Below are 24,973 nucleotides of genomic sequence, written 5' to 3'. Positions count from 1 at the left end.
AAGCTGTCAGACGTGACCAGCGAGAGCCTTGAAGACGTTCCGGCCGAGGTGCGCGAGCGGCATGCCGTGCTCGCGGAAGAGGTGCGCTCGCACCAGTTCCGCTACTACGTGCTGGACGATCCGATCGTCACCGACGGTGAGTTCGACGGGCTGCTCAAGGAACTCGAGGCGCTGGAGGCCGAGCATCCGGGTCTGGCCACACCGGACTCGCCGACGCAGCTCGTCGGCGGCACGTTCTCGACCGAGTTCAAGGCGGTCGACCACCTGGAGCGCATGCTCAGCCTGGACAACGTCTTCGCGCAGGACGAGCTGACGGCCTGGTTCGAGCGGGTCCAGAAGGACATCGGTGCCGGCACGCACTTCCTGTGCGAGCTGAAGATCGACGGCCTCGCGATCAACCTGTTGTACGAGAAGGGCAAGCTCACGCGGGCGCTCACCCGTGGCGACGGCCGCACGGGCGAGGACGTGACGTTGAACGTCCGCACCATCGCGGACGTGCCGGTGACGCTCAAGGGCTCCGACGAGTACCCGGTGCCGGATCTCGTCGAGGTGCGCGGCGAGGTCTTCTTCGCGGTCGAGGACTTCCTGGCGCTCAACGCCTCGCTGGTCGAGCAGGGCAAGCCGCCGTTCGCGAACCCGCGCAACACCGCCGCGGGCTCGCTGCGGCAGAAGGATCCGAAGGTCACCGCGTCGCGCAAGCTGCGGATGATCTGCCACGGCATCGGCAAGACCGAGGGCTTCGAGGCAGCCCGACAATCTCTCGCCTACGAGGCGCTGAAGGCGTGGGGGCTGCCGACCTCGAAGCACACCAAGGTGCTCACCGACCCGGCGGAGATCCGCGCGCACGTCGAGTTCTGGGGCGAGCACCGGCACGACGCGGTCCACGAGATCGACGGCGTGGTCATCAAGGTCGACGAGGTGTCGCTGCAGCGCCGCCTGGGCACGACGTCGCGCGCCCCGCGGTGGGCCATCGCGTACAAGTACCCGCCGGAGGAAGCCACCACGACGTTGCTGGACATCCAGGTCCAGGTCGGCCGCACGGGCCGCGTCACGCCGTTCGCGCTGATGGAACCGGTGAAGGTGGCCGGTTCGACGGTCGCGCGGGCCACGCTGCACAACGCTTCCGAGGTGAAGCGCAAGGGCGTGCTGATCGGCGACCGCATCGTCATCCGCAAGGCGGGCGACGTGATTCCCGAGGTGCTGGGCCCGGTGCTGGCCGCGCGCCCCACCGACGCGCGCGAGTTCGTCATGCCGACCCGCTGCCCCGAGTGCAACGCCGAGCTGCGCCCCATGAAGGAGGGCGACGTCGACATCCGCTGCCCCAACGCCCAGACGTGCCCCGGTCAGCTGCGCGAACGCCTGGCGTACCTGGCTTCCCGGGCCGCGCTCGACATCGAGGTGCTCGGCTACGAGGCAGCGGCGGCGATCACCGAGTCCACCGCGTACACGAACGAGGCCGACCTGTTCGACCTCGACGCCGAGGCGCTGCAGCAGGTCGAGCGGTTCAAGACGAAGAGCGGCGAGCTGTCCGCGAACGCCCTGAAGTTGCTGGACAACCTCGAGGCCGCCAAGGAACGTCCGCTGTGGAGGGTGCTGGTCGCGCTGTCGATCCGGCACGTCGGCCCCACGGCCGCCCGTGCGCTGGCGCTCCAGTTCGGCTCGATGGACGCGATCCTCGAAGCTGAAGAGGAAGTGCTGGCGAGCACCGAGGGCGTGGGCCCCACGATCGCGACCGCCGTGGTGGAGTGGCGGGAAACCGACTGGCGCCAAGATGTTGTGGAGCGCTGGCGGGCCGCGGGCGTGCGGATGGAGGACGAGCGCGACGCGTCCATCACGCGCAACCTCGAGGGCCTGTCCATCGTGGTCACCGGGTCGCTCCAGGAGTTCTCCCGCGACTCGGCCAAGGAGTCCATCCTGGCCCGCGGCGGCAAGGCGGCCGGTTCGGTCTCCAAGAAAACCGCTTTCGTGGTCGTGGGCGACTCGCCAGGATCGAAGTACGACAAGGCCATCTCGCTGAAGGTCCCGGTCCTCGACGAGGCGGGCTTCCGGGTCCTGCTCGACCAGGGCCCGGACGCGGCGAAGGAGGTGGCCATCATCGGGGAGGAAGGCCCAGAAGTGAGCACCGATGCCTGACCTGATCATCCGCCCCGCGACGGAGGCCGACCTGCCAGCGGTCGGCTCCGTGACGGTCGAGGCCTACCGCGTCGACGGCTACCTGGACGGCACCGACGACTACGCCGACACGCTCGCCGACGCGGAGTCCCGCCTCCGCGAGGCCGAGCTGCTGGTCGCCGTGGACGACTCCGGTGCGGTGCTGGGGTCGGTCACGGTGGTGCTGCCCGGCACGCCGTACGCCGAGATCTCCCAGCCGGGCGAGCTGGAGTTCCGCATGCTCTCGGTCGCCGCGGAGGCGCGCGGCCGCGGCGTCGGCGAGGCCCTGGTGCGCGCGGTGTTCGACCGGGCGCGCGCCGCCGGCATCGGCCAGGTCGTGCTGTCGTCGTCGGAGAAGATGGCGGCGGCGCACCGGTTGTACAAGCGGCTGGGCTTCACGCGGCTGCCGGAACGCGACTGGGCGCCGTTACCGGGCCTGACCCTGCTGGCGTACACGTGCGGAGTGCCGGCCTGAGCGCAACCACACCCCGCGCCAGGCGTCCACCGGACAGCTACCGCGAATGGGGGTTCGCGCATGAGACCAACCGCTGTCCTGCTCACGTCCGCACTGATGCTGCTGGCCACTTGCTCCGGTGGCACGACCGGTGCCAGCGATCCGCGCACGGCCGTCGACACCTATCTGGCGGCGATGAACGAGAACAACGAGCCGGCGCTCAAGAACATCGTCGGCGAGACCCAACGGGATCGGGCGAAGCCGCACCTGAACGACCGGGGTGGCAAAGCACTCGCGGTCGAGTCCGTCGACATCACCCAAAACCTCAGCGCGGTGACGAGATGAGGCCCGCCGCCCCGTTGCTCCTCGCGACCGCGCTCCTCATGGCCCCGTTGGGAGCCGCCGCGGCACCGGCAGATGATCTGTCGCAGCACGACCGGCGGCAGATCGCGGACCTGGCCCAGCGCTACCTCGAACGCAGGGCGGACAAGGTCACCAACGTTCCGCAGTCGTCGGGTTTCGGCATCCCCACCACCGACCGCATGGCGGCCGAGCTGCGCAACGACGAGATCAAGCTCGAGCGGCGGCGCCAGCGATGGATTGCGAGAGGCGGCGCGGGCTATTCACACGCGCAGGTCGCGACCGAGCTGAAGCGCGTCACCGTCGCCAACGACGGCAGCGTCATCGCGCACGTCTCCGAGCGCACCGAGCTGTACTTCGCGGACTCCCACACCTTCCAGCACACCACCTTCGGCTTCGGCCACGTGCTGATCTTCAACCGCACCGCCGCGGGCTGGGCGCTGGCCACCGCCACCCTCCCACCGCGCACCAAGTGCGGCGTGCCTCCGGAGACGCAGTTCTGCGGCTACTCAAGGGAGCGATGACATGATCCGCGCCCGCAGCTTGAGATCCCCGGCGGCCTGGTCGTACAGGAGGTCGCGCAGGACGTCGGCCGGCAGGGCTCTCAGCACGTCGCGCAGCTCCACGTCCTCGGCGTCCGGCGGCGGCACGGTCTCACCGCGGTCCAGCAACACCAGCCCGACCGCCACGCAATGCTTGCAGAAGAAGCCCTCCAGCCCGTGCGGACAACTGCACTCGCCCACCAGGTGCGTGCCCGACCACGACAGCTCCACCGCGTACGTCGCGTCGTCACTGCCGCGCACCCGAGCCGCCACGTGCCTGCTGTGCACCCGCAGGGACAGCACGGCGTCGCGGTAGGTGAGGCCGCGCCAGTACGACTTGGTGCCCGCGCGGTGCAGGAGCAGGTCGGTGGTGAGGGTCGTCGACACGAAGGTCATCCAACCGGGTGACCCCACAAAGAACCAACGTAAGGATCAACATGATCGCGATCGGCCCGCTCACCCCCGCGGACCGCGACCGGTGGCAGGAGCTCTTCGAGGGCTACAACACCTTCTACGAACGCACGCTGCCGGCCGAGATCTACGACGAGAAGTGGCAGAAGTTCCTGGCGGACGAGACCATCCACGCCCTGTGCGCCCGTGACGGCGACAACATCGTCGGCATCACGCACTTCTTCCGCCACCCCAGCACGTCCGGCCCGGACGTCTGCTACCTGCAGGACCTCTTCACCGCCCCCGAGGCACGCGGCCGGGGTGCCGGCCGCGCGCTCATCGAGGCGGTGGCGGCGTGGGCGAAACAGCACGACTGCTGCCGCGTCTACTGGCACACCAAGGAGTCGAACGAAACCGCTCGCCGGCTCTACGACCAGGTGGCGGAGCAGACGCCGTTCGTCATGTACCGCATGGAAGTGCGGTGACCACCAACCTTCACCGCGTCTTCCGGCACCGCGATGCACCCGTCTGACCGTCGGAACACGGGGCAAAGGCTGGTGGTCACCGCACTTTCTAGCGGGCCGTCGACTCCAGGTCGAGCAACGTCACGGCGGCGCGGAAGTACTTGTTGGTGCCCAGATCACGCACGGTCTTGATGTTGAACGCGGCCTTGAGCTTCTCCGCGTCACCCGCGCTCACGCCCGACAGCGCGTCGACGGGGGCGTCCAGGATCTCGTTGAGCGGGAGGTTCTCGTACTGCTTGTCGAGGAGCATGTCGAGGTTCACGGTGACAGCCATGATCTTCTTTACCTCCGGTGTCGGGTCGACCACGCCCGATTCTGGTGGCAGATCACGGCTCCCGCAGAACAGAGCGCTCAGCGCTTCCGTCGCATGACGGCGACGACGATCACGCCCGCCACCGCGAGCAGCCCGGCCGCGCCGAGTGCCAGATCGCCGATCGCCAGGTCGGATTGGGCAGCTACCAGGGCCAGTCGCATGCCTTCAAGTTAGCCCCGAAAGCACCGCGCGCACGACGATTGTGTGGGACCGTATGACGTGTGCTGCAAGCCTGTCTGAACGGCTCCCGCACAGCCGAGGAGCACCCGGCCCTGCCGCTGACCCCCGAGCGCCTCGCCGAGGACGCCGCCGATGTCGCGGCGCTCGGCGTGACGAGTGTGCACATCCACCCGAGGGACGTCATCGGCGCGCCGACGCTCGTCGGCCCGGAGGTGGCCACCACGATCGCGACGGTGCGGGCCGCCGTGCCGGGCATCGAGATCAGCGTGTCCACCAACGTGCTGAGCAACCGCATCACGTTGATCGGCAGTTGGGCGCCGCTCGCCGCCGGGCGCCCGGACATCGCGAGCGTCCACGTCGGCGAGCCGGGCTGGCGGGAGCTGGCGCAGGCGTTGCACCAGGTCAACGTGGGTGTTGAACTGGTGGTAGAAGCACCGGTCAACCTGCAAGACCTGCCGCCGGGCATCACCAGGATCACCGTCACCACCAGCCTGCAGAACGCGGAAACCCTGTTGCAGCAGGTGGAACCGCTCGGCCTGCCGATCCTGCTGCACGGCAGGGACGCCGACGCGTGGCCGGTCCTCACCTACGCCGCCACGCTCGAACACAGCGTGCGGATGGGCCTGGAGGACACGCTGCACATGCCGGACGGGCGCAAGGCCAAGAACAACGCCGAGCTGGTCGCGATGGCGCGCCGGAACCAGCGGTCCAGGGCGCCGAGCTAGTCGGGGAGGACGACCGCCACGATCCCGGCGAGGTGTGCCAGCCTGGCGACCTCGGCGGCGCGGAACATCGGGCCGCCGGGACGGCCGACGACCAGCACGCGGTCCGGCTTGCCCAGCGGCGTGGCGGCCAGTTCGGTGCCCAGCTCGCGCCAGGTCTCCGGCACCCACTCCTCCTCGCCGTCGAGCACGGTCGCGCGCTCCAGCGGGAACCACGGCGCGGACGCCATGCGCGTTTCCGGGGCGGCGGAGGACGAGGTCAGGCGGTTGATCCCGGCACCTTCCGGGCCGACCACGACGGCCCAGCCGGCGCGGATGATCTTCGGGACGCCCTCGGTGAAGACCTCGAGGCCCTTGTGCGGCTCTTCGGCGATCTCCTCCACCAGTTCGAGCTCGCGGTGGGTGTCGAGGATGCCCGCGTAGGGGCGCACCGCGTCCACCTCGACGCCGTCGACGGATTCCGCGGCGGTGATCAACGTGTCGGGCAGACGGCCGGAGGGGAGCTCCACCACCAGGTCGTCGATGGCGACACCGGAACCGCGTTCCACCACGTCGACGCTGAGTATGTCCGCCCCGATCTCGCCCAAAGCCGTTGCGACCGCGCCGAGGGTGCCGGGACGGTCCGGGAGCTGGACCCGGATCAGGAACGACAAGGTGAACGCCTCCATAGCTCGTGCTCGGGACCCCGCGTCCTAAGCCGTGCCGGTCGGTGATTCTCGCAGACGCATCGTCATTGCATGACCTGCTGTCCGCGTTGCGGAACGGTTAAGTTGACGTGCCGGTCAACCACGGAGGCGGTAACCCGTTCGAAGACCGCACTGACCAGCCCATAGACTCACGGGGTTCCCGATTCGTAATCCCGACCCTACGGGGGTTGACAGGAGTGCCCAGCATCTCCCGCGACGAGGTCGCGCACCTGGCGAAGCTCGCCAGGCTGGCCGTCACCGAGGACGAGCTCGACTTGTTCGCCGGCCAGCTCGACGTGATCCTCCAGTCGGTGGCGACCGTTGGCGACATCGCCACGGCTGACATCCCGCCGACGTCGCACGCCGTTCCGCTGACCAACGTCTTCCGCGAGGACGTGGTCCGTCCGAGCCTCGGTCAGCAGCAGGCGCTCTCAGGCGCTCCTGAAGCCGAGGACGGCCGGTTCCGCGTGCCCCGCATCCTGGGTGAGGAAGCATGACCAACGACCTGATCCACGCCACCGCGGCCGAGCTCGCCGCGAAGATCCACAGCGGTGAGGTCTCCAGCGTCGAGGTCACGCAGGCCCACCTGGACCGCATCGCCGCGACGGACGAACGCGTCAACGCCTTCCTGCACGTCGACACCGAGGGCGCGCTCGCGCAGGCCCGCAAGGTCGACGAGGACGTCAAGGCCGGCAAGCAGGTAGGCCCGCTCGCCGGTGTGCCGTTGGCGCTCAAGGACGTCATGACCACCGAGGGCGTGCCGACCACGGTCGGTTCCAAGATCCTCGAAGGCTGGCTGCCGCCCTACGACGCGACGGTGACCCGCAAGCTCAAGGAAGCCGGCGTCGTCATCCTCGGCAAGACGAACATGGACGAGTTCGCCATGGGTTCGTCCACCGAGAACTCGGCATACGGGCCCACGCACAACCCGTGGGACCTCGACCGCATCCCCGGCGGCTCCGGCGGTGGCTCGTCCGCCGCGCTGGCCGCCCACCAGGCGCCGCTCGCGATCGGCACCGACACCGGTGGCTCGATCCGTCAGCCCGGCGCGGTCACCGGCACCGTCGGCGTGAAGCCGACCTACGGCGGCGTTTCCCGTTACGGCCTCGTCGCCTTCTCGTCGAGCCTGGACCAGGCCGGTCCGTGTGCGCGCACGGTGCTCGACGCCGCGCTGCTGCACGAGATCATCGCCGGCTACGACCACATGGACTCCACGTCCATCAACGCTCCGGTGCCGCCGGTCGTCGCCGCCGCCCGCGAGGGGCTGTCCGGCGACCTGTCCGGCCTGCGCATCGGCGTCGTCACGCAGTTCAGCGGTGAGGGCTACCAGCAGGGCGTGCTGCGCAGCTTCGAGGCCGCCGTGTCGCAGCTCAAGGAGCTCGGCGCGGAGATCGCGGACGTGTCGTGCCCGAGCTTCGACTACGCGCTGCCCGCCTACTACCTCATCGCGCCGAGCGAGTGCTCGTCGAACCTCGCCCGGTTCGACGCCATGCGCTACGGCCTGCGCGTCGGCGACGACGGCACGCGCAGCACCGAGGAGGTCATGTCGCTGACCCGCGAGGCCGGCTTCGGCCCCGAGGTCAAGCGCCGCATCATGATCGGCACGTACGCGCTGTCGTCCGGTTACTACGACGCGTACTACGGCTCGGCCCAGAAGGTCCGCACGCTGATCACGCAGGACTTCGCGAAGGCGTTCGAGAACTTCGACGTGCTGATCTCGCCGACCACGCCGACCACGGCGTTCAAGATCGGTGAGCGCGCGAACGACCCGATGGCCATGTACAAGGCGGACCTCTGCACGATTCCCGCGAACCTCGCGGGCACCCCGGCCATGAGCGTCCCGAGTGGTCTGTCCGATGAGGACGGTCTGCCGGTCGGCCTGCAGATCATGGCTCCGGCGCTGCAGGACCACCGCATGTACCGCGTCGCCGCCGCCTACGAGGCCGCGCGTGGTGCGTTTGGGGGGCCGTCGCTGTGAACATCAAGAAGGCAAAGGGCCTCCTCGGCCTCGCGGGCGCTGTGGCTGGAGCCGTGGGAGCGTTCTCCGGCTTCCGGAACGCCCGTGCGAAGAACGACAAGCTGCTGCTGGCGAACGCGATCGCCAGCATCGCGGTGGCGCTCACCGGTGCGGCGCTGGCCGTTCGTGCTCTGCGGAAGGACGAGTTGGCATGACCTCTCTGGTTGAGCTGATGGACTACGACGAGGTTGTCGAGAAGTACGACCCCGTCCTGGGCCTCGAGGTGCACGTCGAGCTGCACACCAACACGAAGATGTTCTGCGGCTGTGCCAACGTCTTCGGCGGCGAGCCGAACACGAACACCTGCCCGACGTGCCTGGGTCTGCCCGGCTCGCTGCCGGTCGTCAACGGCAAGGCCGTCGAGTCCGCGATCCGCATCGGCCTCGCGCTGAACTGCGAGATCGCCGACTGGTGCCGGTTCGCGCGGAAGAACTACTTCTACCCGGACATGCCGAAGAACTTCCAGACGTCGCAGTACGACGAGCCGATCGCCTTCAACGGCTGGCTCGACGTGACGCTGGACGACGGCGAGGTCATCCGCGTCGAGATCGAGCGCGCGCACATGGAGGAGGACACCGGCAAGTCGCTGCACGTCGGTGGCGCCACCGGTCGCATCCACGGTGCCGAGCACTCGCTGCTCGACTACAACCGCGCGGGCGTGCCGCTGATCGAGATCGTCACGAAGATGATCCCGGGCACCGGCAAGCGCGCTCCCGAGGTGGCCCGCGCGTACGTCACGGCGTTGCGCGACCTGCTGAAGGCGCTCGACGTATCCGACGTCCGCATGGACCAGGGCTCGCTGCGCTGCGACGCGAACGTCTCGCTCTCGCCGAAGACCACCGGCGAGCTGGGCACCCGCACCGAGACCAAGAACGTCAACTCGCTGCGCAGCGTCGAGCGCGCCGTGCGGTTCGAGATGACGCGTCAGGCCGCGGTGCTGGAGTCCGGTGGTTCCGTGACCCAGGAGACCCGTCACTTCGACGAGTCGTCCGGTTCGACCTCGCCCGGCCGCAAGAAGGAGACGGCGGAGGACTACCGCTACTTCCCCGAGCCGGACCTGGTCCCGATCGCGCCGTCGCGCGAGTGGGTAGAGGAGCTCCGCGGCACGCTGCCGGAGCTGCCCTGGGAGCGCCGCGCGCGCATCCAGAAGGAGTGGAACCTCACCGACGAGGTGCTGCGCGACCTGGTCAACGCCAACGCGCTCGACCTCATCATCGCGACCGTCGAGGCGGGCGCGAAGCCGGACGAGGCCCGCTCCTGGTGGGTGTCGTACCTGGCGCAGCAGGCCAACGCGAAGGGCATCGAGCTCACCGACCTCGCCATCACCCCGGCCCAGGTGGCACGGGTGGTCGAGCTGGTGAACTCGGGCGCGCTGACCAACAAGCTCGCCCGCGAGGCCGTCAACGGCGTGCTCGAAGGCGAAGGCTCACCGGACGACGTCGTCGAGAAGCGCGGCCTCAAGGTCGTCTCGGACGACTCGGCGCTGGAGAAGGCCGTCGACGAGGCCCTCGCCGCCCAGCCGGACGTGGCGCAGAAGATCCGCGACGGCAAGATCCAGGCAGCCGGTGCGATCGTCGGCGCGGTCATGAAGGCCACGAAGGGTCAGGCCGACGCGGCGCGCGTTCGCGAGATCGTGGTCGCACGCTGCTCGTAGATACATAATCGCGCCAGAAATCACAAAGGGTCACCTGTTTGTGCAGGTGGCCCTTTGTGATCTTAGGCCGACCGAGTGGCTGTTAGCTAAATGAGACGTATACCTGTAGCCGTGTGTGCGACTCTTCCTGACGCACCCATCTGGGGGGATGGGAAGTAAATAGTCCAAACGAGGGGGGAAACCTCATGACCGTCCAGCGCGACAACCTGGATGTGGCCGGGGCCGAGGTGGTCCAGGAAGCCGAGTCCGTGCTCGAGGGCACGCCGGTCACACCCGAGCCGACTCCGGTCCCAGTGCCGCCACCGGTGGAGCCCGAGGTCAAGCCGATGTGCTGCGGCCGTCCGCCTGGCCCGATGATGCTGGTCGGCACTGCCGACTCCGGTGGTGACGTCGAGCACGACCAGGACTGCCCGAACCACCCCGACAACCTGGCCACCGCGGAAAAGGTCAGCTAGTCACCCTCTGCGTTGTCCGTCGACCTGGCCTGCGCCTGGTTGGCGGACAGCGCCATTTGGAGGCATGTGGTGTGATGATCACATGCCCGCTCGTGCCCTGACCAGAGCGCGCGAGTTGTACAGAAGCGGATGGGCCGAGCAGGAGAACTACCGCGCTCCTGCGGCCATCCGGCTGCTCAACCGTGCACTCGTGCACACCGATCGCGCCCCTGACAGTCCGGAACGGACAGACCTGCGGGTGCGAATCCTCTACACCCTGGGCCGCAGCCTCGGCGAGACCAGCGGAATGTCCGTCGCAGTCGAGACGTTCGATGCCGCCCGGCGCGAAGCCGACACCCTCGCAGACCCCAAGCTGCGAGCGTTGCTGAACGGGTGCATTGACCACAGTCAGGGCAACATCATTCTGCGGCTCGGCCAGCCGGAGCAGGCGGTTCAGTGGTTCGGCCCGATCATCGGCTTCATCGAGAACGAAATGGCGTCCTCGCCGGATCCACTGGAGCCCAACCTCGTACGACAACTCGCCTCGGCGCGCATCGCCCGTGCCTTTGCCAATGCGGCTGTCCGCCGACGTGACGTCGCGATCGCCGACCTGGAACGCGCGAGCGCGCTTTCCCGCGAGCACAAGCTGGACGACCTGTATCCGTACACGCAGCATGCTCTGGCAAACACCTACAAGCAGAGCGGCGACCTCGCGGAAGCCTTGCGGTACTACGAGGAAGCCGGGCGTGTTCTTCGTCTTCAGGAGCAGGCTTCGTTGCTCAGCGGGGTCCAACTCGACCAGGCGGAAGCCATGCTCATGATCGGACTGTCCGATGAGGCCGGTCGGGCGCTCGACGAGGCGTTGCCGGTGATGCGCAAGGAGAAGGTCGGACAGGACGTCGCTGAGGTCGAGATGTTCCGCGCGTCGGCGGCGTTGCTGGACGACCAGTTCGACCTCGCACGGAGGATGGCGAAGGCGTCGTCGCGCAAGCTGGTGAAGCGCGGCAGCACCTGGTGGATGATGGCCGCGCTGATCGAACTCTGGGCACACGCGATGCAGACAAAGCGTGTGACAAACTCCTTGGTGCAGAAGGCGTTGTCGCTCTCCGACGAGCTCGCGGCGAACCACCTCGTCGACGAGGCCAGACTGGCGAAGCTGCTCGCCGCACGGCTCGAAGTGCGCAGGCGTAGGACCGCCGACGCCGAGGAGTTGCTGCGGCAGCTGCCCGGTCCTCGTGCCGTCACTCCGATCGATCACCGCATGCAACGCAGGCTCGTGCTCGCGGAACTCGCGTTGGCCAAGGGCAATCGCCGATCCGCGTTGCTGCACGCCCGCAGAGGCCTGGAAGAACTCGGGCAGGTGCGCGACCAGCTCGGCGGACTCGAACTCGTGTCGGCCACCGCTGTGCACGGCAGGGAGCTCGGCGAGCTTGCGATCCGGTTGGTGCTGGAGAGCAATGACGCACGGCAGCTGTTCGTGTGGCTGGAACGCACCCGCGCGCAGACCTACCGCTACGAGCCGCTGGAGCACGTGGAGAACTCTGAGCTGGCCGAGCGGATCGTGGAGGTCCGCGGGCTCGGTCGGGACCTGATGCGAGCGGGTCTGGACGGCAGGCCCACCCAGGAGCTGCGCACCAAGCTGGCCAAGGCGCAGCGGGAGGCGAACCGGCTCGGCTGGAACGCGCAGCGCTGGGGCAAGCCGCGCCCGATGGCCGAGCTGACCGAGGTGATCGCCGAGCTGGGCGAGCGGGCCATGGTCAGCTTTGTGGTGTCGGCGGGCGGGATGGTCGCCGTCGTCATCGCCGGCGGCAAGGTGCGGATGGTTCGGCTGGGTGCTGCGAAGGAGGCGCTGGAGAGCGCCCAGAAGCTCCACTTCGACCTCAACGCGTTGGCGCCTGATTACCTGCCGCCGCCGTTGGTGCAGGTCATCGGAGCGTCGGCGCGCAGGCAGGCGGACACGCTCGATGCGTTGCTGATCAAGCCGTTGAGCCGGCTGATCGGCGAGCGCGAGTTGGTGGTGGTGCCGACCGGCACCTTGTACGCGGTGCCGTGGGGTGTCATCCCGAGTCTGCACGGGCGGCCGGTCGTGACGGCGCCGAGTGCGACGGCCTGGCTCGCCGCGACCCAGGCCGGCCAGCCCAGGGCTGATCGGGTGTTGCTGGTGCGGGGGCCGAGCCTGCAGTTCGCGGACGGTGAGCTGGACCGGCTCGCCGCGCACCACGAGAAGGCCAAGGTGCTGTCGGGTGAGGACGCGACGGCCGCGGAGGTTCTCGCGCATCTCGACGGCGCGGATCTCGTGCACGTCGCGGCGCACGGTGAGCACGAGAACGAGAACGCGTTGTTCTCGCGGCTTGAGCTGGTCGACGGGCCCTTGTTCGCGCACGAGCTCGGCCGGCTCAGGAAGCCGCCGGCGCACGTCGTGCTCGCCGCCTGCTCGCTGGCGTTGAACCGGATCAGGCCTGGTGACGAGGCGTTGGGGTTCGCCGGGGCGATGCTCGCGGGCGGTACCCGGACGGTCGTGGCCGCCGCCAGCAAGGTCGGCGACGAGGTCAGCGCGGCCGCGATGGCCGACTACCACCAGGCGTTGGTGGCCGGTGCGGCGCCGGCGGTGGCGTTGGCCGAGGCGATGGCGAAGGACCCGTTCCGGCGGCCGTTCCTGTGCCTGGGTTCTGGCTAGGCCGTTCGAGTGGTTGTCACCGTTCAGTGAACTGAACGCGCAGGTCAGTGGTTATTTGTGCCCCAGTTGGCGAGCGAGGTTGGTGAACTTCTCTCGCTCATCGCGGTGGTCTGTGCCAGTCTCGTGGTCCAGGTCTTGACCGAGGGGAAGACAACGGCCCGCCTATCGGCTCTAGTCGATACGCGGGCCGTTGTGCGAGAAACGACCGCATGCGCAGAACTCTGCTCGCTGTTCTTCTGGCGGTCGCCGCTGCCGTGGCGGCGCCCGTCACCGGATCAGCACAACCGTCGAACCCAGACCGAGAGCCCGGGAACGGGCCTGAGCGCAACGAAGTAGCCACGCTGGACAGCGCTTTCTCGGCGCAGTCCGTGCTGGCCCAGGGGGAAAACCAGGCCGACCGCCACCAGGGCTACCCGCGCAGGACCAAGCTGCGGACCTACCCGGAGAACCCGGCCGACAAAGCCATCAAGCTCGGCCTCGCGCCGTACCACTCGCTCGCGCCGAAGCTGAACGCGTTGCAGCAGAAGAGCAACCGGATCTCGGTCGAGGTGGCCGGTCAGTCCGGGCTCGGCCGCGACCTGTACCTGGTGACGCTGACCGCGCCGGAGAGTCCCACCGAAACCCGCATCCAGGAACGGTTCCGGGCCACCGTCGAAGAGGGACGCAACGTCCCTGCCGGTCTCTACAAGGCACCGATCTGGATCAACAACAACATCCACGGTGACGAGTGGGAGGGCACCGACGGCGCGCTGCGGGTCATCGAGCACCTCGCCACGAGCAACGACCGTGAGGTGCAGAACCTGTTGCGGCGCAGCAGGATCTACTTCAACCTGACCGCGAACCCGGACGGCCGCGTCGCCGGTACGCGGGCGAACGCCGCCGGCTTCGACCTCAACCGCGACTTCGTCACGAACTCCCAGCCGGAGAACCGGGCGATGCAGGAGATGGTCGAACGCACCCAGCCGCTGATGATGCTGGACGAGCACGGTTACGTGGCGAACACGCTGATCGAGCCGACCACGCCGCCGCACGGCCAGAACTACGACTTCGACCTCTACATCAAGCACGGCTACGCCAACGGCCTGCTGATGGAGAAGGCCGTGCAGGCGCTGGGACACCCGGAGGCGGCGAAGCCGGAGATCCCGTTCCGCGACTACCCGGTCGGCGAGTGGGACGGCTGGGCGCCGATCTACACCGCGCAGTACGCGATGTACCACGGTGCCGTCTCGTACACGATCGAGATCCCGATGCGGGTCAACCGCGGCGACTACGACGCCCTGCCGGCGGCCGAGCTGCAGCGGCGTTCGAAGATCAACACCGACGTCGTCGAGGCCACCATCAACACCACGCTCGACTACGTGGACGACAACCGGCGCGACCTCATCGCGAACCAGACGGAGATGTTCCGCCGCGGTGCCGCCGGTGAGGCGCAGCGGTACATCCCGGACGGGTTCGTGCCCGGCTTCGGGCCGGAAGACCGCTTCACCACGGAGTTCCCGCGCGCCTACGTGATCACCGGTGACCGGTCGGCGCCCGCCGCCGCGCGGCTCGTCGACCAGCTCGTCCGGCACGACGTCCGGGTCGAGCGCGCCGAACGGCCGTTCACCCTGGGCGGTAAGCGCTATCCGGCCGGGTCGTACGTCGTGGACATGCACCAGCCGAAGCGCGGCCTCGCGAACGTGATGCTGGAGCAGGGCAGCGACATCTCCGACAAGGCGCCGGTGATGTACGACATCTCCGGCTGGAGCCACCGCCTGCTCTGGGGCGCGTCCGTCGACATCTACAAGAGCGGTCCGTTCCGGTTCGACGGCAAGCCCGTCGTGGCCGCCGCACCGACCGGTGCCGTCGACGCCGCGCCTGGTGCCGACCTGGCGCTGACGTTGACCGACCAGAAGGACGTCAACGCCGTCAACGACCTGCTGTCCCGCGGCCTCGAGCTGCGCAGGCAGGACGACGGCACGGTCGTCGTCCCGGCCCAGGACCGGGCCGCCGCGCAGGAAGTCGCCGACCGCTACGGCGTGCGCTTCACCACCGCCAAGCCCGGCGGCGTCGCGTTGCAGCGCAAGGTGGTCGCGGCCGCCGTTTCGGCAGATGAGCTGCAGGTGCTGCGGGAGTCCGGGTTCGACGTCCGCACGATCTCCACGGCCGTGCTGAACGCAGGCTTCGACTGGTCGCGCATCGACACGCTGTACGTGGGTGCGGGCCTGAACTACACCCAGCTCACCCCTGCCGCGAAGGCCGCGCTCGACGAGTTCCTCAAGCGCGGTGGCGTTGTCACGCGCGGTGCGACGGGCAGCAAGTTCAACGTCGACGCCAAGCTCCTGCAGGCAACGCCGGTCGCCGGGTGGGAGGACGCCAACGGTGTCGTGAACGTCGTCAACGGCACCGGCCCGGTCGGCACCGGCGCGCTGCCGCACTCGTTCGTCTACTCGCCGCAGTGGTTCACGAACCTCGGCGCGGGCGTGACGGTCGAGCAGCGCTACGGCAGCACGGTGATCGCGGCGGGCCACTGGCACGCCCGCGACAACGGCACCGGCGGCCAGGACGCCGCCGCGGGTCAGGCGGCGGTCGTCTCCGGCACGTCGGCGGGCGGCACGAAGGTGGTGCTGTTCGGCACCGAGCCGATGTTCCGCAACCACCCGAAGGGCCTGTACGCCCAGGTTGCGCGCGCCATCTTCTGGACGGGCACGCGCTAGTCACCCGAGCCGGGGAGGTTCACGCCTCCCCGGCTCCTGGCGGCAGGAAGCCGTGGGCTGAGAGGTCGAACCAGTTGCCCTCGGGGTCGATGGCGCGGTACTCCGCGAACGGCCGGTCCCCACCACGCAGCGCCGGCTTGGGCTCCAATGTCTCCAGATAGGGCTCAACCGAGGAGACGTGGAAGCCGAAGTGGTTGAAGCCGGTGGGGACGTCGCCGTCCAGGCGTTGCTGGATCAGGGCCAGGTTGATGTACCCGTCGGTGACGAAGTGGCTGCCGTCGGGGTCGGTGTGGAACAGCTCCATCCCGAACCGCGAGGTGTAGAAGTCGGCCATCTCCTTCGCGTCCTGCACGACGAACGCGATGTGCCGCAACCGGGGCCTGCTCATGACTTTCCCTTCGGGATCATGTTGTGGAACGCGGCGATCTCCCACCCGTCAGCGCGCCGCACGACGACGGCCTGCGCGTGCGTGGTGATGCCCGCCGGGGCGATGGAAGACGTGACGTGCACGACCGAGATCTCCTCGGACAGCGGCTTGATCAGGCTGATCTCGGTGGTCAGCTTGGTGTCGCGGTACGGCCCGGCGAAGAGCTGGCCGTGCCCGAGCGCCACGGCCCGCCGCCCGAACAGCTCCTCACCGCGCACGGTCACGAAGTCGACGTCCTCGCTGAACACGCCGGCGAACGCCTCACCGTCGCCAAGGGCCCAGCCCTGCTCCATGCGTTGCCACAGCGCGTAGATCTGCTCGGTCATGTGAAGTCCTCAAGGGCAGGCGCAGGCACTCGGCGTCCCACGCGGCAAGCGAGTAGTAGAGGCCGCCATGGCGGCGTTCGAGGTAGCAGACGACGTTCACGGGCCATCCGCTGTTGCGGAACATGTGCTCGTCCATCGGCGTCGGGCTGTCGCTCAACGGCCGGTCGCGCTCGCACTCCGGGCCGAGCCGGTGCCAGTCCGGGTGCAGGTGGATCGAGCCGAGGACGTCCAAGCCCGCGGCGTCGGCCGTGCGCGTGATCGTGAGCAGGTCGGCGGGGTCGAGCCACCACGCCCGCACCGGGTTCTCGTACGCCGTGCCGAACCGCGGCACGATCGTGGCCGCGAACTCCTCGCGCGCCGAGGGGTCGGTCAGCCGCGCGTTGCGGCCGAACGCGACGTCGGAGACCACGGCCTCCGAGCCCGCGGTGAGACCCAGCAGGACCGCGAAACACGGTCTCGGTTCGTCCTCGGTGATGAACGAGTATTCGGCGGACGCGGCCTCCAGAAACGTTTTCACTGCGCGGTCCGAAAACAGCACCGCATCGGTGCGCGTCGGGCGCTCGGCCAATTCCATCACGATGCCGAACGTATCGATTGCGAAGGGTGTTCGGCCTATTACATTCAGCGATAACATCGGGTGCATGCGTCTGGAAGTGCGACACCTCGAACTGGTCGTGGCGATCGCCGACTGCGGCAGCCTGCGCAAGGCCGCCGCACGCCTGCACCTCACCCAGCCCGCGGTGACGACGCAGCTCAAACGCATCGAGGACCACCTGGGTGGCGCGTTGTTCGTGCGCACCGCCGACGGTGCCAAGCTCACCCCGACCGGCACGGATTTCGTGCAGGAGGCGCGGTCGATGCTCATCCAGCTGCACACGCTGGAACGCGTAACGCGCCGTAACGCGCAAAGCCCCAGCGCTCCTACCAGGCTCGCCGGAATCCCCGCTTATCATTTCGGACTACTCGTGGCCGCCCTCAAAGACAACGTCACCAGCCGCACCATCAAGGAGACCGGGACGCTCACCGCGTTGCTCACGACAGGTGAGCTCGACATCGCGGTAATGCGTCAATTTCCCGGCACTCCGCTGAACCTTCCGCCGAACGTGGGACACCGCCTGCTGACCCGCGAGCCGCTGTTCGTCGGCGTGCCGGAGCACCACCCGTACGCACACGAGCCCGAGGTACCGCTCGCCGCGCTCGCCGACGACAAGTGGGTCATGCCGGAGCCGGACGACAGCGGCATGAACGCCCACTTCGCCCGCGAGTGCGCGGCGGCCGGGTTCGAGCAGCGGATCGCGCACTTCAGCAGCGAGGCGCACGTCGCGCTGACGTTGATCAGGGAGTCCGGCGCGGTGTGCCCGCTCTACCCGGTCGGCGGCACCCCACCCGGTGTCGCGCGGCTGCCGGTCACCGGGAACCCGCTGGTCCGCGAGGTCGTGCTGGCCTGGCGACTGGACGCGCCGGTCGCGGCGGACGTCGACGACCTGTGCGAGCAGGTCGCGGCCGGTTACCTGAAGCTGGTCGAGGAGAGTGAGGTCTACGCCCGCTGGTGGGCTGCTCAGTCCTTGCCGGGGTTCTGACCCGAGCGCACCAGGATCGCGACCCTGTCGTCGGACGAGATGGGCTGCCCACCGGCCTTGTTGATGGTGCCGATGAGCGCGGCCGAGTCGTTGATCTGCTCGATCGGGCCCATCCGGCCGTAGCTGCTGGGGTCGTCCATCGTGAGCGTCGGCTTGCCCGTGAACGCACCGGCGGAGTTCATCGGCAGGTTCTGCAGACCGGGCGTCTTCGCGGTGGACACCCACAGCACGTCGGACAGCGAGGCGCAGCCCAGCACGCCCGGCCGGTCCGGCCACGTCCACGCGGCGTCACCGAGCTTGCCGGGCGTGACGCGGTAGACGGCGTCGAAGTTGGCCGACCAGTCGGTGACCCAGATCTTCTCGGCGTCGGCCGACACGCACAGGCCGCCCGGCTGCCGCAGCCCGGACGTGACGACCGCGTTGCCGGCCGTCGGGTTGCCCTGGGCGGGCTTGCCGGAGCCGTCGATGCGCAGCACCTTGCCCGCGAGCGAGCTCGGGTCGGCGGCCAGCGCGGGGTTCCCGGCGTCACCGGTGGCGACGAGGAGCCCGCCCCTGCGGTCGCTGGCCAGCACACCGCGGTTGCCGGACGGTCCCTTCGGGATGCCGGTGAGGATCGGCTTGGGCGTGTCACCGGGCGCGATCCGCAGCACCCGGTTGTCCGTGGCGGTCGTCGCGTACACGTACGCGAGCTGGTCCTCGGCGAACGTCGCCGACAACGCGAGCCCGGTCAGGCCGCCGTCGGACGACGTGTCCACCTCGATCTGCGCGATCACGACGGGGTCGACGTCCTTGGTTACCTTGACCAGCCGGCCACCGCGCTCGGTCGCGTAGGCGGCGACCCCGCCCTGTGCGTCCCCGCCGATCGGCGCGACGCCCGTGACGGTGTTGAGGCAGGTGGCGATCACCGCGGGGTTGAAGTCCTTGCAGCCCTGCGGCGGCGGCACGCTCTGCGGCGTCTGCCCCCTGCCCTGGTCGCCCGGCGTCGGCCGGTACTCGCCCGGCAGTTCGGGACGCGGGCCCGCCTGCGGGGTCAGCTGTGGCTGGGCGCTCCAACTCGTCGGTGCCGGCTCGTCAGGAAAGCTCGCGCAGCCCCCTGCCAGCAGGCAGGCGGCGGCCAACAACACGACGGAACGAACCACGACGCCCAGGCTAGGTCCGTGACCGTGAACCCTCGGTGAACGCCTCCGAGGTCGCGAAATCGACCGAACGCACCCGGTCCAGCAGCAGGTCGAGCTCGGCGCTGACGACCTCCGGCGCCTCCAGCGGCAGGTAGTGGCTGCAGGGCAGCACCCTCAGCCGGGCCTGCGGCAGCGCGCCGACGGGACCGGACATGCTCTCCGTCGTCGCCAGCAGGTCGTCTCGCCCGGCCAGCAGTGTGATCGGGCACACGATCGGGCCGAGGTCCTGGCGCGGCGTCTCGCCCAGCGCGAGCGCCAGCGTGAAGTACCAGCGCCAGTCGTGCTGCAGGAACCGGCTGACCGCGCTCGTCACGGCCTTCGGGTCGCTGCTCGGCTTGATCACGCCGCTGTGCCGCAGCAGGAACGTCGTCGCGTCCGTCACCGGGATCCGGTGCAGCACCTTGTCGAGCACCGGACCGGCCTGCTGCAACAGCTTCGTCCCGGTCAGTCCGACGAACCGGCGCAGGGTCTTGGGAACGACCGGCAGCATCGCCTCGAACGAGTCGCCCGGCGCACCCGCGACGAGCAGCACGCCCGCCACCCGTTCGGGATGCCGCAACGCCAGCTCGGCCGCGATCGTGACGCCCATCGACCAGCCCATGACGACGCACCGCTCGATGCCCGCGTCGTCCAGCACGGCGATCGCGTCCGACACGTGGTCGTCCAACGAGATGTTGCGCTCGTCGACGGGCCGGTCAGAGCCCATCGTGCCGCGCATGTACCAGCTGAGCAGGCCGCCGCGGTCGGCCAGCGACGGCCACGACTCCGGCCCTGAACCCACGCCAGGGCACAGCAGCACCGGTGTGCCCTCGCCTGGCACCTGCCACGTTCGGACCTTCGTGCCGTCCCAGGAGATGACGTCGTGCTCCCGCATGGTCGTCATTCTGACGTACTTTGGCCTTGTGACGCTCACCGTGCTCGTGCCAGATGACTTCGGAGTGCAGGCGCTGTCTCAGGTGGACGGTGTCCGGCCGGTTCGTTATGAGCCCGGCCAGCCGTTGCCCGCGGAAGGCCTGGACGCCGAGATCCTGGTACCGAAGTTCCTCGCCGGCACCGACCCCCGCGACGTGTTCGCGCAGTTGCCGAAGCTCAAGTTCGTGCAGCTGCTGAGCGCGGGCGCGGAGAACTTCGTCGGTCGGGTGCCGGAGGGTGTGCTGCTTTCCACGTGCCGTGGCGCACACGGCGGCAGCACCGCGGAGTGGGCCATCGGCGCGTTGCTGGCGATATACCGAGACTTCCTCGTTTTCGAACGCGCCCGCGCCGAGGGCCGCTGGGACTACCACCTGACGGACACCTTGCAGGGCAAGAAGGTTCTGATCGTCGGTGCCGGCGACCTCGGCGAGCAGTTGCAGCGGCGCCTCGAACCGTTCGACGCCTCTGCCGTGCTCGTCGGCCGCACCGCCAGGGACGGCGTGCGCGGGGTGGACGAGCTGCCGGCGCTGCTGCCGGAGTTCGACGTGGTGGTGATCTTCACGCCGATGACGGAGGAGACCAGGCATTTGGTCGACGCCAAGTTCCTGGCCGCGATGAAGGACAACGCGATCCTGGTCAACGGCGCCCGCGGGCCCGTCGTCGACACCGATGCATTGGTCGCGGAACTGAATTCCGGGCGACTGCGCGCGGCTCTCGACGTGACCGATCCCGAACCTCTTCCGGCGGATCATCCACTGTGGACCGCGCCGGGGCTGTTCCTCACCCCGCACGTGGCAGGATCGTGCACGGGGCACACACATCGCGCGTACGCCATCGTTGCTTCCGAGATCGCTCGCTACGTTGCAGGGGAGCGTCCGCGCAATCTTGTGAACGGTGCTTACTAGGGAGCCCCTACTCCATTAGGGTGAACCTAAGCTGCCGTTCGGCTCTCGCGCGCCCGTACCGGGTCTCCTAGCGTGCGGGCGTGGCTACTCACGACAAAGGCTCGACCACATCGAGCGCTTTCTCCGACGACTCGTTCTACTCGAGCAGCGGAGGGGGAGTGCACCACTTCGACGACAGCACCACCAGAGCCGGTGCTGGGTCGCCGTACGACTCCACGACGAAGGCGTTCGACACTCCGACGGGCTACACCCCGCTGGACAGGTCCACTGTGGACAACGCGGTCGACGACGATCCGTTCGAGGACGAGCGCAAGAAGTTCGGCTGGACCGTGGGCCCCGACCTCGGTCTGCTCGGCCTGCGCGCCGTGCTCGGCGGCATCTTCGTGCTGCACGGCCTGCAGAAGGTCTTCGGGCTCTTCGGCGGTCCCGGCATCAACGGCTTCGCGCAGTCGCTCGAGAAGATGGGCTACCGCGAGTCGGTCGTCCTCGCCTGGGTCACCGGCATCACGGAGCTCGCGGGCGGCGGCCTGCTCGTGCTGGGCCTCTTCACGCCGCTCGCCGCGGCGGGTCTGCTCGCGGTCATGGCGAACGTCATCGCGCTGAAGTACAAGGGCGGCTTCTTCGGCCCCAACGGCGTGGAGCTGGAGCTGGCGCTCGCCGGCATGGCGTTCGCGGCGCTGTTCGCCGGACCTGGCCGGGCCGCGCTGGACTACAACCGCAGCTGGTTCCGGCACCCGCTGGCAGCCGGTTTCATCGCCCTCGTGCTCGGCGGCGGTGCTGCGGCGGCCACGTTCTTCGTGTTCCGATAAGCCCTGTGCGGAAGAACTTGATGGGAGCGCTGCTCCAGCTCGCCCTGCTGGTGATCGGGATTCCGGTCGTGTACCTGGTGGCGTTCCCGTTCGGTCTCACCGCGAAGTCCCTGCTACCGCCGTTGGGCCTGCTCGCAGGTCTGATCGTCAGCGGCGTCATGGTCAAGAGAACAGAGCAGCCCGTCAGCGGTCCGCTGACGGGCTGGCTCGTTTTTCTGGCTTGTCTGGCGCTTGCGCTCAGCCTCTAACGGCTCGGGTCGCGCACCGCACCGGTCGACGCGTCGGTCGCCATCCGTGCGTACGCCCGCAGCGCACCCGTGACCGGACGGATCCGGTCCACCGGCTGCCACGGTCGCTCCGACGCCTCCATCTTGGCGCGCCGCTCGGCCAGCACCTCGTCGTCCACCAGCAGCTCCAACCGCCGCTCGTGCACGTCGATGAGGATCCGGTCGCCGTTCTCGACCAGGCCGATCGTGCCGCCGCCCGCCGCCTCCGGCGAGATGTGGCCGATCGACAGACCCGACGAGCCACCGGAGAAGCGGCCGTCCGTGATCAGCGCGCACTTCTTGCCGAGGCCGGCGCCCTTCAGGAACGCCGTGGGGTGCAGCATCTCCTGCATGCCGGGGCCGCCGGACGGGCCCTCGTAGCGGACGACGAGCACCTCGCCCGCCTGGATCTCCTTGTTCAGGATCGCCGAGACGGCCTGCTCCTGGGACTCGACGACGCGCGCCGGGCCCTCGAAGTGCCACAGCTCCTCGTCGATGCCGGCGGCCTTGATGATCGCGCCGCGCTCGGCCAGGTTGCCGCGCAGCACGGCCAGGCCGCCGTCCTTGGTGTAGGCGTGCTCGAAGGAGCGGATGCACCCCTTCTGCGCATCCGTGTCCAAAGAGGACCACCGGTTCGACGTCGAGAACGCCTCGGTCGTGCGGACGCCACCGGGAGCGGCGTGGAACAGTTCCAAAGCTTCGGCAGACGGGTTCTCCGCCCGGATGTCCCACTTGCCGAGCCACTCGGCGAGGGTCGGCGTGTGCACCGACGTCACGTCGTCGTTGAGCAGCCCGGCGCGGTAGAGCTCGCCCAGCAGCGCGGGGATTCCGCCGGCCCGGTGCACGTCCTCCATGTGGTAGTCGGAGTTCGGCGACACCTTGGACAGGCACGGCACGCGGCGGGACAGGTCGTCGATGTCCTGCAGCGTGAAATCGATCTCGCCCTCCTGCGCGGCGGCGAGGATGTGCAGCACGGTGTTCGTCGAGCCGCCCATGGCCATGTCGAGCGCCATCGCGTTCTCGAACGCCTTGCGGTTCGCGATCGACCGCGGCAGCGCCGACTCGTCGTCCTCGCCGTACCAGCGCTTGCACAGCTCCACGACCACGCGACCGGCCTCGGAGAACAGCTCGCGACGCGCGGCGTGGGTCGCCAGCGTCGATCCGTTGCCCGGCAACGACAAGCCGAGGGCCTCGGTGAGGCAGTTCATCGAGTTGGCGGTGAACATGCCGGAGCACGAACCGCACGTCGGGCACGCGGACCGCTCGACCTCGCTGAGGCCCTCCTCGTTCACCGCGGGAGAAGCGGACGCGGCGATCGCGGTGATGAGGTCGGTCGGCGCCACGGCGACACCCTCGACGACGACGGCCTTGCCGGCCTCCATCGGCCCGCCGGACACGAACACGACGGGGATGTTGAGCCGCATCGCCGCGTTCAGCATGCCGGGGGTGATCTTGTCGCAGTTCGAGATGCAGACGATCGCGTCGGCCTGGTGCGCGTTGACCATGTACTCGACGGAGTCGGCGATGATCTCGCGGCTGGGCAGCGAGTAGAGCATGCCGCTGTGGCCCATGGCGATGCCGTCGTCGACCGCGATGGTGTGGAACTCGCGCGGCACGCCACCCGCCTCGCGCACGGCCTCGGCCACGATGTCGCCGAGGTCCCGCAGGTGCACGTGACCCGGCACGAACTGCGTGTAGGAGTTGGCGATCGCGATGATGGGCTTGCCGAAGTCGCTGTCCGTCATGCCGGTCGCGCGCCAGAGAGCGCGGGCACCGGCTGCGTTGCGGCCGTGCGTGGTGGTGCGAGAGCGGAGCTGAGGCACTGCTCCTCCAGATTCAGTTCAAGAGAAAACGCGCGGGACGCCAGGGGTGCGGGCGACCATCAGTCTGGGAGCGGTGCCTCAAAGGTTACTTGTGCGCAGACTCGCGGAGACCAGCAGATAGGCCAGCGCGAGCGTGATCACGTGCACAACGGTGCACCACAGGCAGATCTTGCCGATGACGAGGAACTCCGCCGCGACCAGGTAGACGACCATCAGCACGCCCACGCCGATCGCGGCCAGGCGCACCCACTTCAGCGCCTCGATCCGCCACGCGAACGGGAGGCAGATCACGGTGAGGAACGCGAAGAACGCCAGCCCGAGGAACGCGACGGGGATGCCGAAGAGCGCGGACTGCTCGCTCGTGGTCACGGTCTCGCAGTCGATGACGGCGTCGGCCGAGCACAGCAGCGCGCCGGCGTTGAAATGCGTGTACGTCAGGTAAGCCGAGGTCAGCAGGCCTGCGATGGACAGCAGCAGGCTCAGCAGCGGAACTCGTCGGATCACTTCTCCGACTCTACGACCTCTTCTGCGGCTTCCTCGGCGACCTCGTCCGCAGCCGCTTCTTCCTTGACCGTCGGGTCCGGCACACGTCCACCGCTGACCAGCGACAGCGCCGGCAGGTGCATGAGCCGCACCGCGGGCAGCGTCACCTCGGTGTCGTCGGACTTCACCGCCTTCAGCCAGCCCTTCTGGACCAGCCGGATGGACTTCAACTCGTCCCACTTCACCTCGGTCGAGCCGAACAGTCCACGTGCGACGAGCGACTCCTCGGTGACCGTGGTGCGGTTGCGGACGACCCAGTACGCGTATCCGAGCGGCAGGACGTAGAGCGCTTGCAGTCCGGGAGCGACCCACGCCACAGGAGTCACGCAGATGGCGATCAGACCCGCTGCGAGCAGCGCCGTTGCCGGGATGCGAAAGACCAGCTTCTTCACCCGAAGGATTGT

At 68.8% G+C, this 24,973-nt stretch carries 29 protein-coding genes; 17 read left to right on the top strand and 12 right to left on the bottom strand.

The features are described 5' to 3' along the window. The first annotated feature begins 12 nt into the window (after positions 1-12). Genes ligA through DI276_RS04520 form a run of 4 tightly spaced genes read left to right on the top strand, consistent with a single transcriptional unit; the run spans position 13 to position 3,489 of the window. Positions 13-2,133 (top strand): NAD-dependent DNA ligase LigA, encoded by a 2,121-nt coding sequence (gene ligA, locus DI276_RS04535; RefSeq protein ID WP_408610493.1) that lies wholly within the window; start codon positions 13-15, stop codon positions 2,131-2,133. Continuing rightward, entirely contained in the window at positions 2,126-2,626 is a 501-nt protein-coding gene (locus DI276_RS04530; protein ID WP_112261990.1) for a GNAT family N-acetyltransferase, read from the top strand. Before ligA ends, DI276_RS04530 begins: the two co-directional genes overlap by 8 nt. Before the next feature lie 60 nt (positions 2,627-2,686). Further along, positions 2,687-2,950, top strand: coding sequence for a hypothetical protein (locus tag DI276_RS04525; RefSeq protein ID WP_157984512.1), 264 nt, complete (start codon positions 2,687-2,689; stop codon positions 2,948-2,950). Further along, the gene (locus tag DI276_RS04520; protein WP_112261988.1) at positions 2,947-3,489 is read left to right on the top strand and encodes a hypothetical protein; all 543 of its coding nucleotides are present in this window, start codon (positions 2,947-2,949) and stop codon (positions 3,487-3,489) included. Before DI276_RS04525 ends, DI276_RS04520 begins: the two co-directional genes overlap by 4 nt. On the opposite strand, the gene DI276_RS04515 is transcribed toward DI276_RS04520, so the two are convergent. Further along, positions 3,475-3,903 carry an SWIM zinc finger family protein gene (locus DI276_RS04515; RefSeq protein WP_112261987.1) on the bottom strand — a complete coding sequence of 143 codons (429 nt, stop codon included), beginning with the start codon at positions 3,901-3,903 and terminating at the stop codon, positions 3,475-3,477. The genes DI276_RS04520 and DI276_RS04515 overlap by 15 nt on opposite strands. 41 nt (positions 3,904-3,944) lie before the next feature. On the opposite strand from DI276_RS04515, the gene DI276_RS04510 reads away from it, so the two are divergent. Then, positions 3,945-4,382: a GNAT family N-acetyltransferase gene (locus DI276_RS04510; protein ID WP_112261986.1), complete on the top strand. Its 438-nt coding sequence runs from the start codon at positions 3,945-3,947 to the stop codon at positions 4,380-4,382. Between the two features lie 88 nt (positions 4,383-4,470). Here the strand turns inward: DI276_RS04510 and DI276_RS04505 are convergent, their stop codons facing one another. After that, positions 4,471-4,695, bottom strand: a complete 225-nt coding sequence (locus DI276_RS04505) for a hypothetical protein (protein ID WP_112262212.1) — start codon at positions 4,693-4,695, stop codon at positions 4,471-4,473. Positions 4,696-4,772: 77 nt separating this feature from the next. Next, positions 4,773-4,895, bottom strand: a complete 123-nt coding sequence (locus DI276_RS52925) for a hypothetical protein (RefSeq protein WP_269814223.1) — start codon at positions 4,893-4,895, stop codon at positions 4,773-4,775. A 60-nt stretch (positions 4,896-4,955) separates the two neighbouring features. Here DI276_RS52925 and DI276_RS04500 point away from each other — a divergent pair, with 60 nt between their 5' ends. Next, positions 4,956-5,639 carry a 3-keto-5-aminohexanoate cleavage protein gene (locus DI276_RS04500; RefSeq protein ID WP_112261985.1) on the top strand — a complete coding sequence of 228 codons (684 nt, stop codon included), beginning with the start codon at positions 4,956-4,958 and terminating at the stop codon, positions 5,637-5,639. On the opposite strand, the gene DI276_RS04495 is transcribed toward DI276_RS04500, so the two are convergent. After that, a complete protein-coding gene (locus DI276_RS04495) occupies positions 5,636-6,289 on the bottom strand; it encodes an ACT domain-containing protein (RefSeq protein ID WP_198680476.1) in 654 nt (217 codons plus the stop codon). The genes DI276_RS04500 and DI276_RS04495 overlap by 4 nt on opposite strands. A gap of 230 nt (positions 6,290-6,519) precedes the next feature. Between DI276_RS04495 and gatC the strand changes: the two genes are divergently transcribed. From gatC to DI276_RS04460, 7 genes are all read left to right on the top strand, one after another. Further along, positions 6,520-6,819, top strand: coding sequence for an Asp-tRNA(Asn)/Glu-tRNA(Gln) amidotransferase subunit GatC (gene gatC, locus DI276_RS04490; RefSeq protein ID WP_086660690.1), 300 nt, complete (start codon positions 6,520-6,522; stop codon positions 6,817-6,819). Continuing rightward, entirely contained in the window at positions 6,816-8,300 is a 1,485-nt protein-coding gene (gene gatA / locus DI276_RS04485; protein WP_112261983.1) for an Asp-tRNA(Asn)/Glu-tRNA(Gln) amidotransferase subunit GatA, read from the top strand. Before gatC ends, gatA begins: the two co-directional genes overlap by 4 nt. After that, positions 8,297-8,494, top strand: a complete 198-nt coding sequence (locus tag DI276_RS04480) for a hypothetical protein (protein ID WP_332874610.1) — start codon at positions 8,297-8,299, stop codon at positions 8,492-8,494. Before gatA ends, DI276_RS04480 begins: the two co-directional genes overlap by 4 nt. Beyond that, the gene (gene gatB, locus DI276_RS04475) at positions 8,491-9,993 is read left to right on the top strand and encodes an Asp-tRNA(Asn)/Glu-tRNA(Gln) amidotransferase subunit GatB (RefSeq protein WP_112261982.1); all 1,503 of its coding nucleotides are present in this window, start codon (positions 8,491-8,493) and stop codon (positions 9,991-9,993) included. The genes DI276_RS04480 and gatB overlap by 4 nt, the downstream gene beginning before the upstream one ends. A gap of 185 nt (positions 9,994-10,178) precedes the next feature. Further along, a complete protein-coding gene (locus DI276_RS04470) occupies positions 10,179-10,448 on the top strand; it encodes a hypothetical protein (protein ID WP_112261981.1) in 270 nt (89 codons plus the stop codon). Between the two features lie 82 nt (positions 10,449-10,530). Further along, positions 10,531-13,104: a CHAT domain-containing protein gene (locus DI276_RS04465; RefSeq protein ID WP_157984511.1), complete on the top strand. Its 2,574-nt coding sequence runs from the start codon at positions 10,531-10,533 to the stop codon at positions 13,102-13,104. A gap of 209 nt (positions 13,105-13,313) precedes the next feature. After that, positions 13,314-15,800 (top strand): M14 family zinc carboxypeptidase, encoded by a 2,487-nt coding sequence (locus tag DI276_RS04460; protein ID WP_112261979.1) that lies wholly within the window; start codon positions 13,314-13,316, stop codon positions 15,798-15,800. A 19-nt stretch (positions 15,801-15,819) separates the two neighbouring features. On the opposite strand, the gene DI276_RS04455 is transcribed toward DI276_RS04460, so the two are convergent. From DI276_RS04455 to DI276_RS04445, 3 genes are read right to left on the bottom strand one after another with little or no spacing between them, the layout of a single operon-like run. After that, positions 15,820-16,188, bottom strand: a complete 369-nt coding sequence (locus DI276_RS04455) for a VOC family protein (RefSeq protein ID WP_112261978.1) — start codon at positions 16,186-16,188, stop codon at positions 15,820-15,822. Then, a complete protein-coding gene (locus DI276_RS04450) occupies positions 16,185-16,553 on the bottom strand; it encodes an SgcJ/EcaC family oxidoreductase (RefSeq protein WP_112261977.1) in 369 nt (122 codons plus the stop codon). Before DI276_RS04450 ends, DI276_RS04455 begins: the two co-directional genes overlap by 4 nt. Next, positions 16,489-17,070, bottom strand: coding sequence for a hypothetical protein (locus tag DI276_RS04445; protein WP_112261976.1), 582 nt, complete (start codon positions 17,068-17,070; stop codon positions 16,489-16,491). The genes DI276_RS04450 and DI276_RS04445 overlap by 65 nt, the downstream gene beginning before the upstream one ends. 124 nt (positions 17,071-17,194) lie before the next feature. Between DI276_RS04445 and DI276_RS04440 the strand changes: the two genes are divergently transcribed. Further along, positions 17,195-18,133, top strand: a complete 939-nt coding sequence (locus DI276_RS04440) for a LysR family transcriptional regulator (protein WP_198680454.1) — start codon at positions 17,195-17,197, stop codon at positions 18,131-18,133. On the opposite strand, the gene DI276_RS04435 is transcribed toward DI276_RS04440, so the two are convergent. Together DI276_RS04435 and DI276_RS04430 are read right to left on the bottom strand one after the other, a co-directional pair. Further along, positions 18,112-19,272, bottom strand: a complete 1,161-nt coding sequence (locus tag DI276_RS04435; RefSeq protein WP_232836444.1) for a PQQ-dependent sugar dehydrogenase — start codon at positions 19,270-19,272, stop codon at positions 18,112-18,114. The genes DI276_RS04440 and DI276_RS04435 overlap by 22 nt on opposite strands. 10 nt (positions 19,273-19,282) lie before the next feature. Next, positions 19,283-20,194 (bottom strand): alpha/beta fold hydrolase, encoded by a 912-nt coding sequence (locus tag DI276_RS04430; protein ID WP_232836443.1) that lies wholly within the window; start codon positions 20,192-20,194, stop codon positions 19,283-19,285. 19 nt (positions 20,195-20,213) lie between these two features. Here DI276_RS04430 and DI276_RS04425 point away from each other — a divergent pair, with 19 nt between their 5' ends. The 3 genes from DI276_RS04425 (at position 20,214) to DI276_RS04415 (ending at position 22,185) form a co-directional block, all read left to right on the top strand. Next, complete coding sequence (locus tag DI276_RS04425; RefSeq protein WP_232836442.1) at positions 20,214-21,128, top strand: 2-hydroxyacid dehydrogenase; 915 nt, start codon at positions 20,214-20,216, stop codon at positions 21,126-21,128. Positions 21,129-21,208: 80 nt separating this feature from the next. After that, positions 21,209-21,937, top strand: coding sequence for a DoxX family protein (locus DI276_RS04420; protein WP_232836441.1), 729 nt, complete (start codon positions 21,209-21,211; stop codon positions 21,935-21,937). Positions 21,938-21,942: 5 nt separating this feature from the next. Continuing rightward, a complete protein-coding gene (locus DI276_RS04415; protein ID WP_112261972.1) occupies positions 21,943-22,185 on the top strand; it encodes a hypothetical protein in 243 nt (80 codons plus the stop codon). Here the strand turns inward: DI276_RS04415 and ilvD are convergent. From ilvD to DI276_RS04400, 3 genes are all read right to left on the bottom strand, one after another. Then, positions 22,182-24,026 carry a dihydroxy-acid dehydratase gene (ilvD, locus tag DI276_RS04410; RefSeq protein ID WP_112261971.1) on the bottom strand — a complete coding sequence of 615 codons (1,845 nt, stop codon included), beginning with the start codon at positions 24,024-24,026 and terminating at the stop codon, positions 22,182-22,184. The two genes, DI276_RS04415 and ilvD, sit on opposite strands and share 4 nt — an antisense overlap. 78 nt (positions 24,027-24,104) lie before the next feature. After that, positions 24,105-24,530: a vitamin K epoxide reductase family protein gene (locus DI276_RS04405; RefSeq protein WP_112261970.1), complete on the bottom strand. Its 426-nt coding sequence runs from the start codon at positions 24,528-24,530 to the stop codon at positions 24,105-24,107. After that, a complete protein-coding gene (locus DI276_RS04400) occupies positions 24,527-24,961 on the bottom strand; it encodes a PH domain-containing protein (RefSeq protein ID WP_157984510.1) in 435 nt (144 codons plus the stop codon). The genes DI276_RS04405 and DI276_RS04400 overlap by 4 nt, the downstream gene beginning before the upstream one ends. Positions 24,962-24,973 lie beyond the last annotated feature (12 nt).

This window comes from Lentzea terrae, from assembly GCF_003265345.1.
In the GTDB taxonomy this organism is placed as follows: Bacteria; Actinomycetota; Actinomycetes; order Mycobacteriales; family Pseudonocardiaceae; genus Lentzea; species Lentzea terrae.
This window is presented reverse-complemented; position numbering and strand designations above follow the sequence as displayed.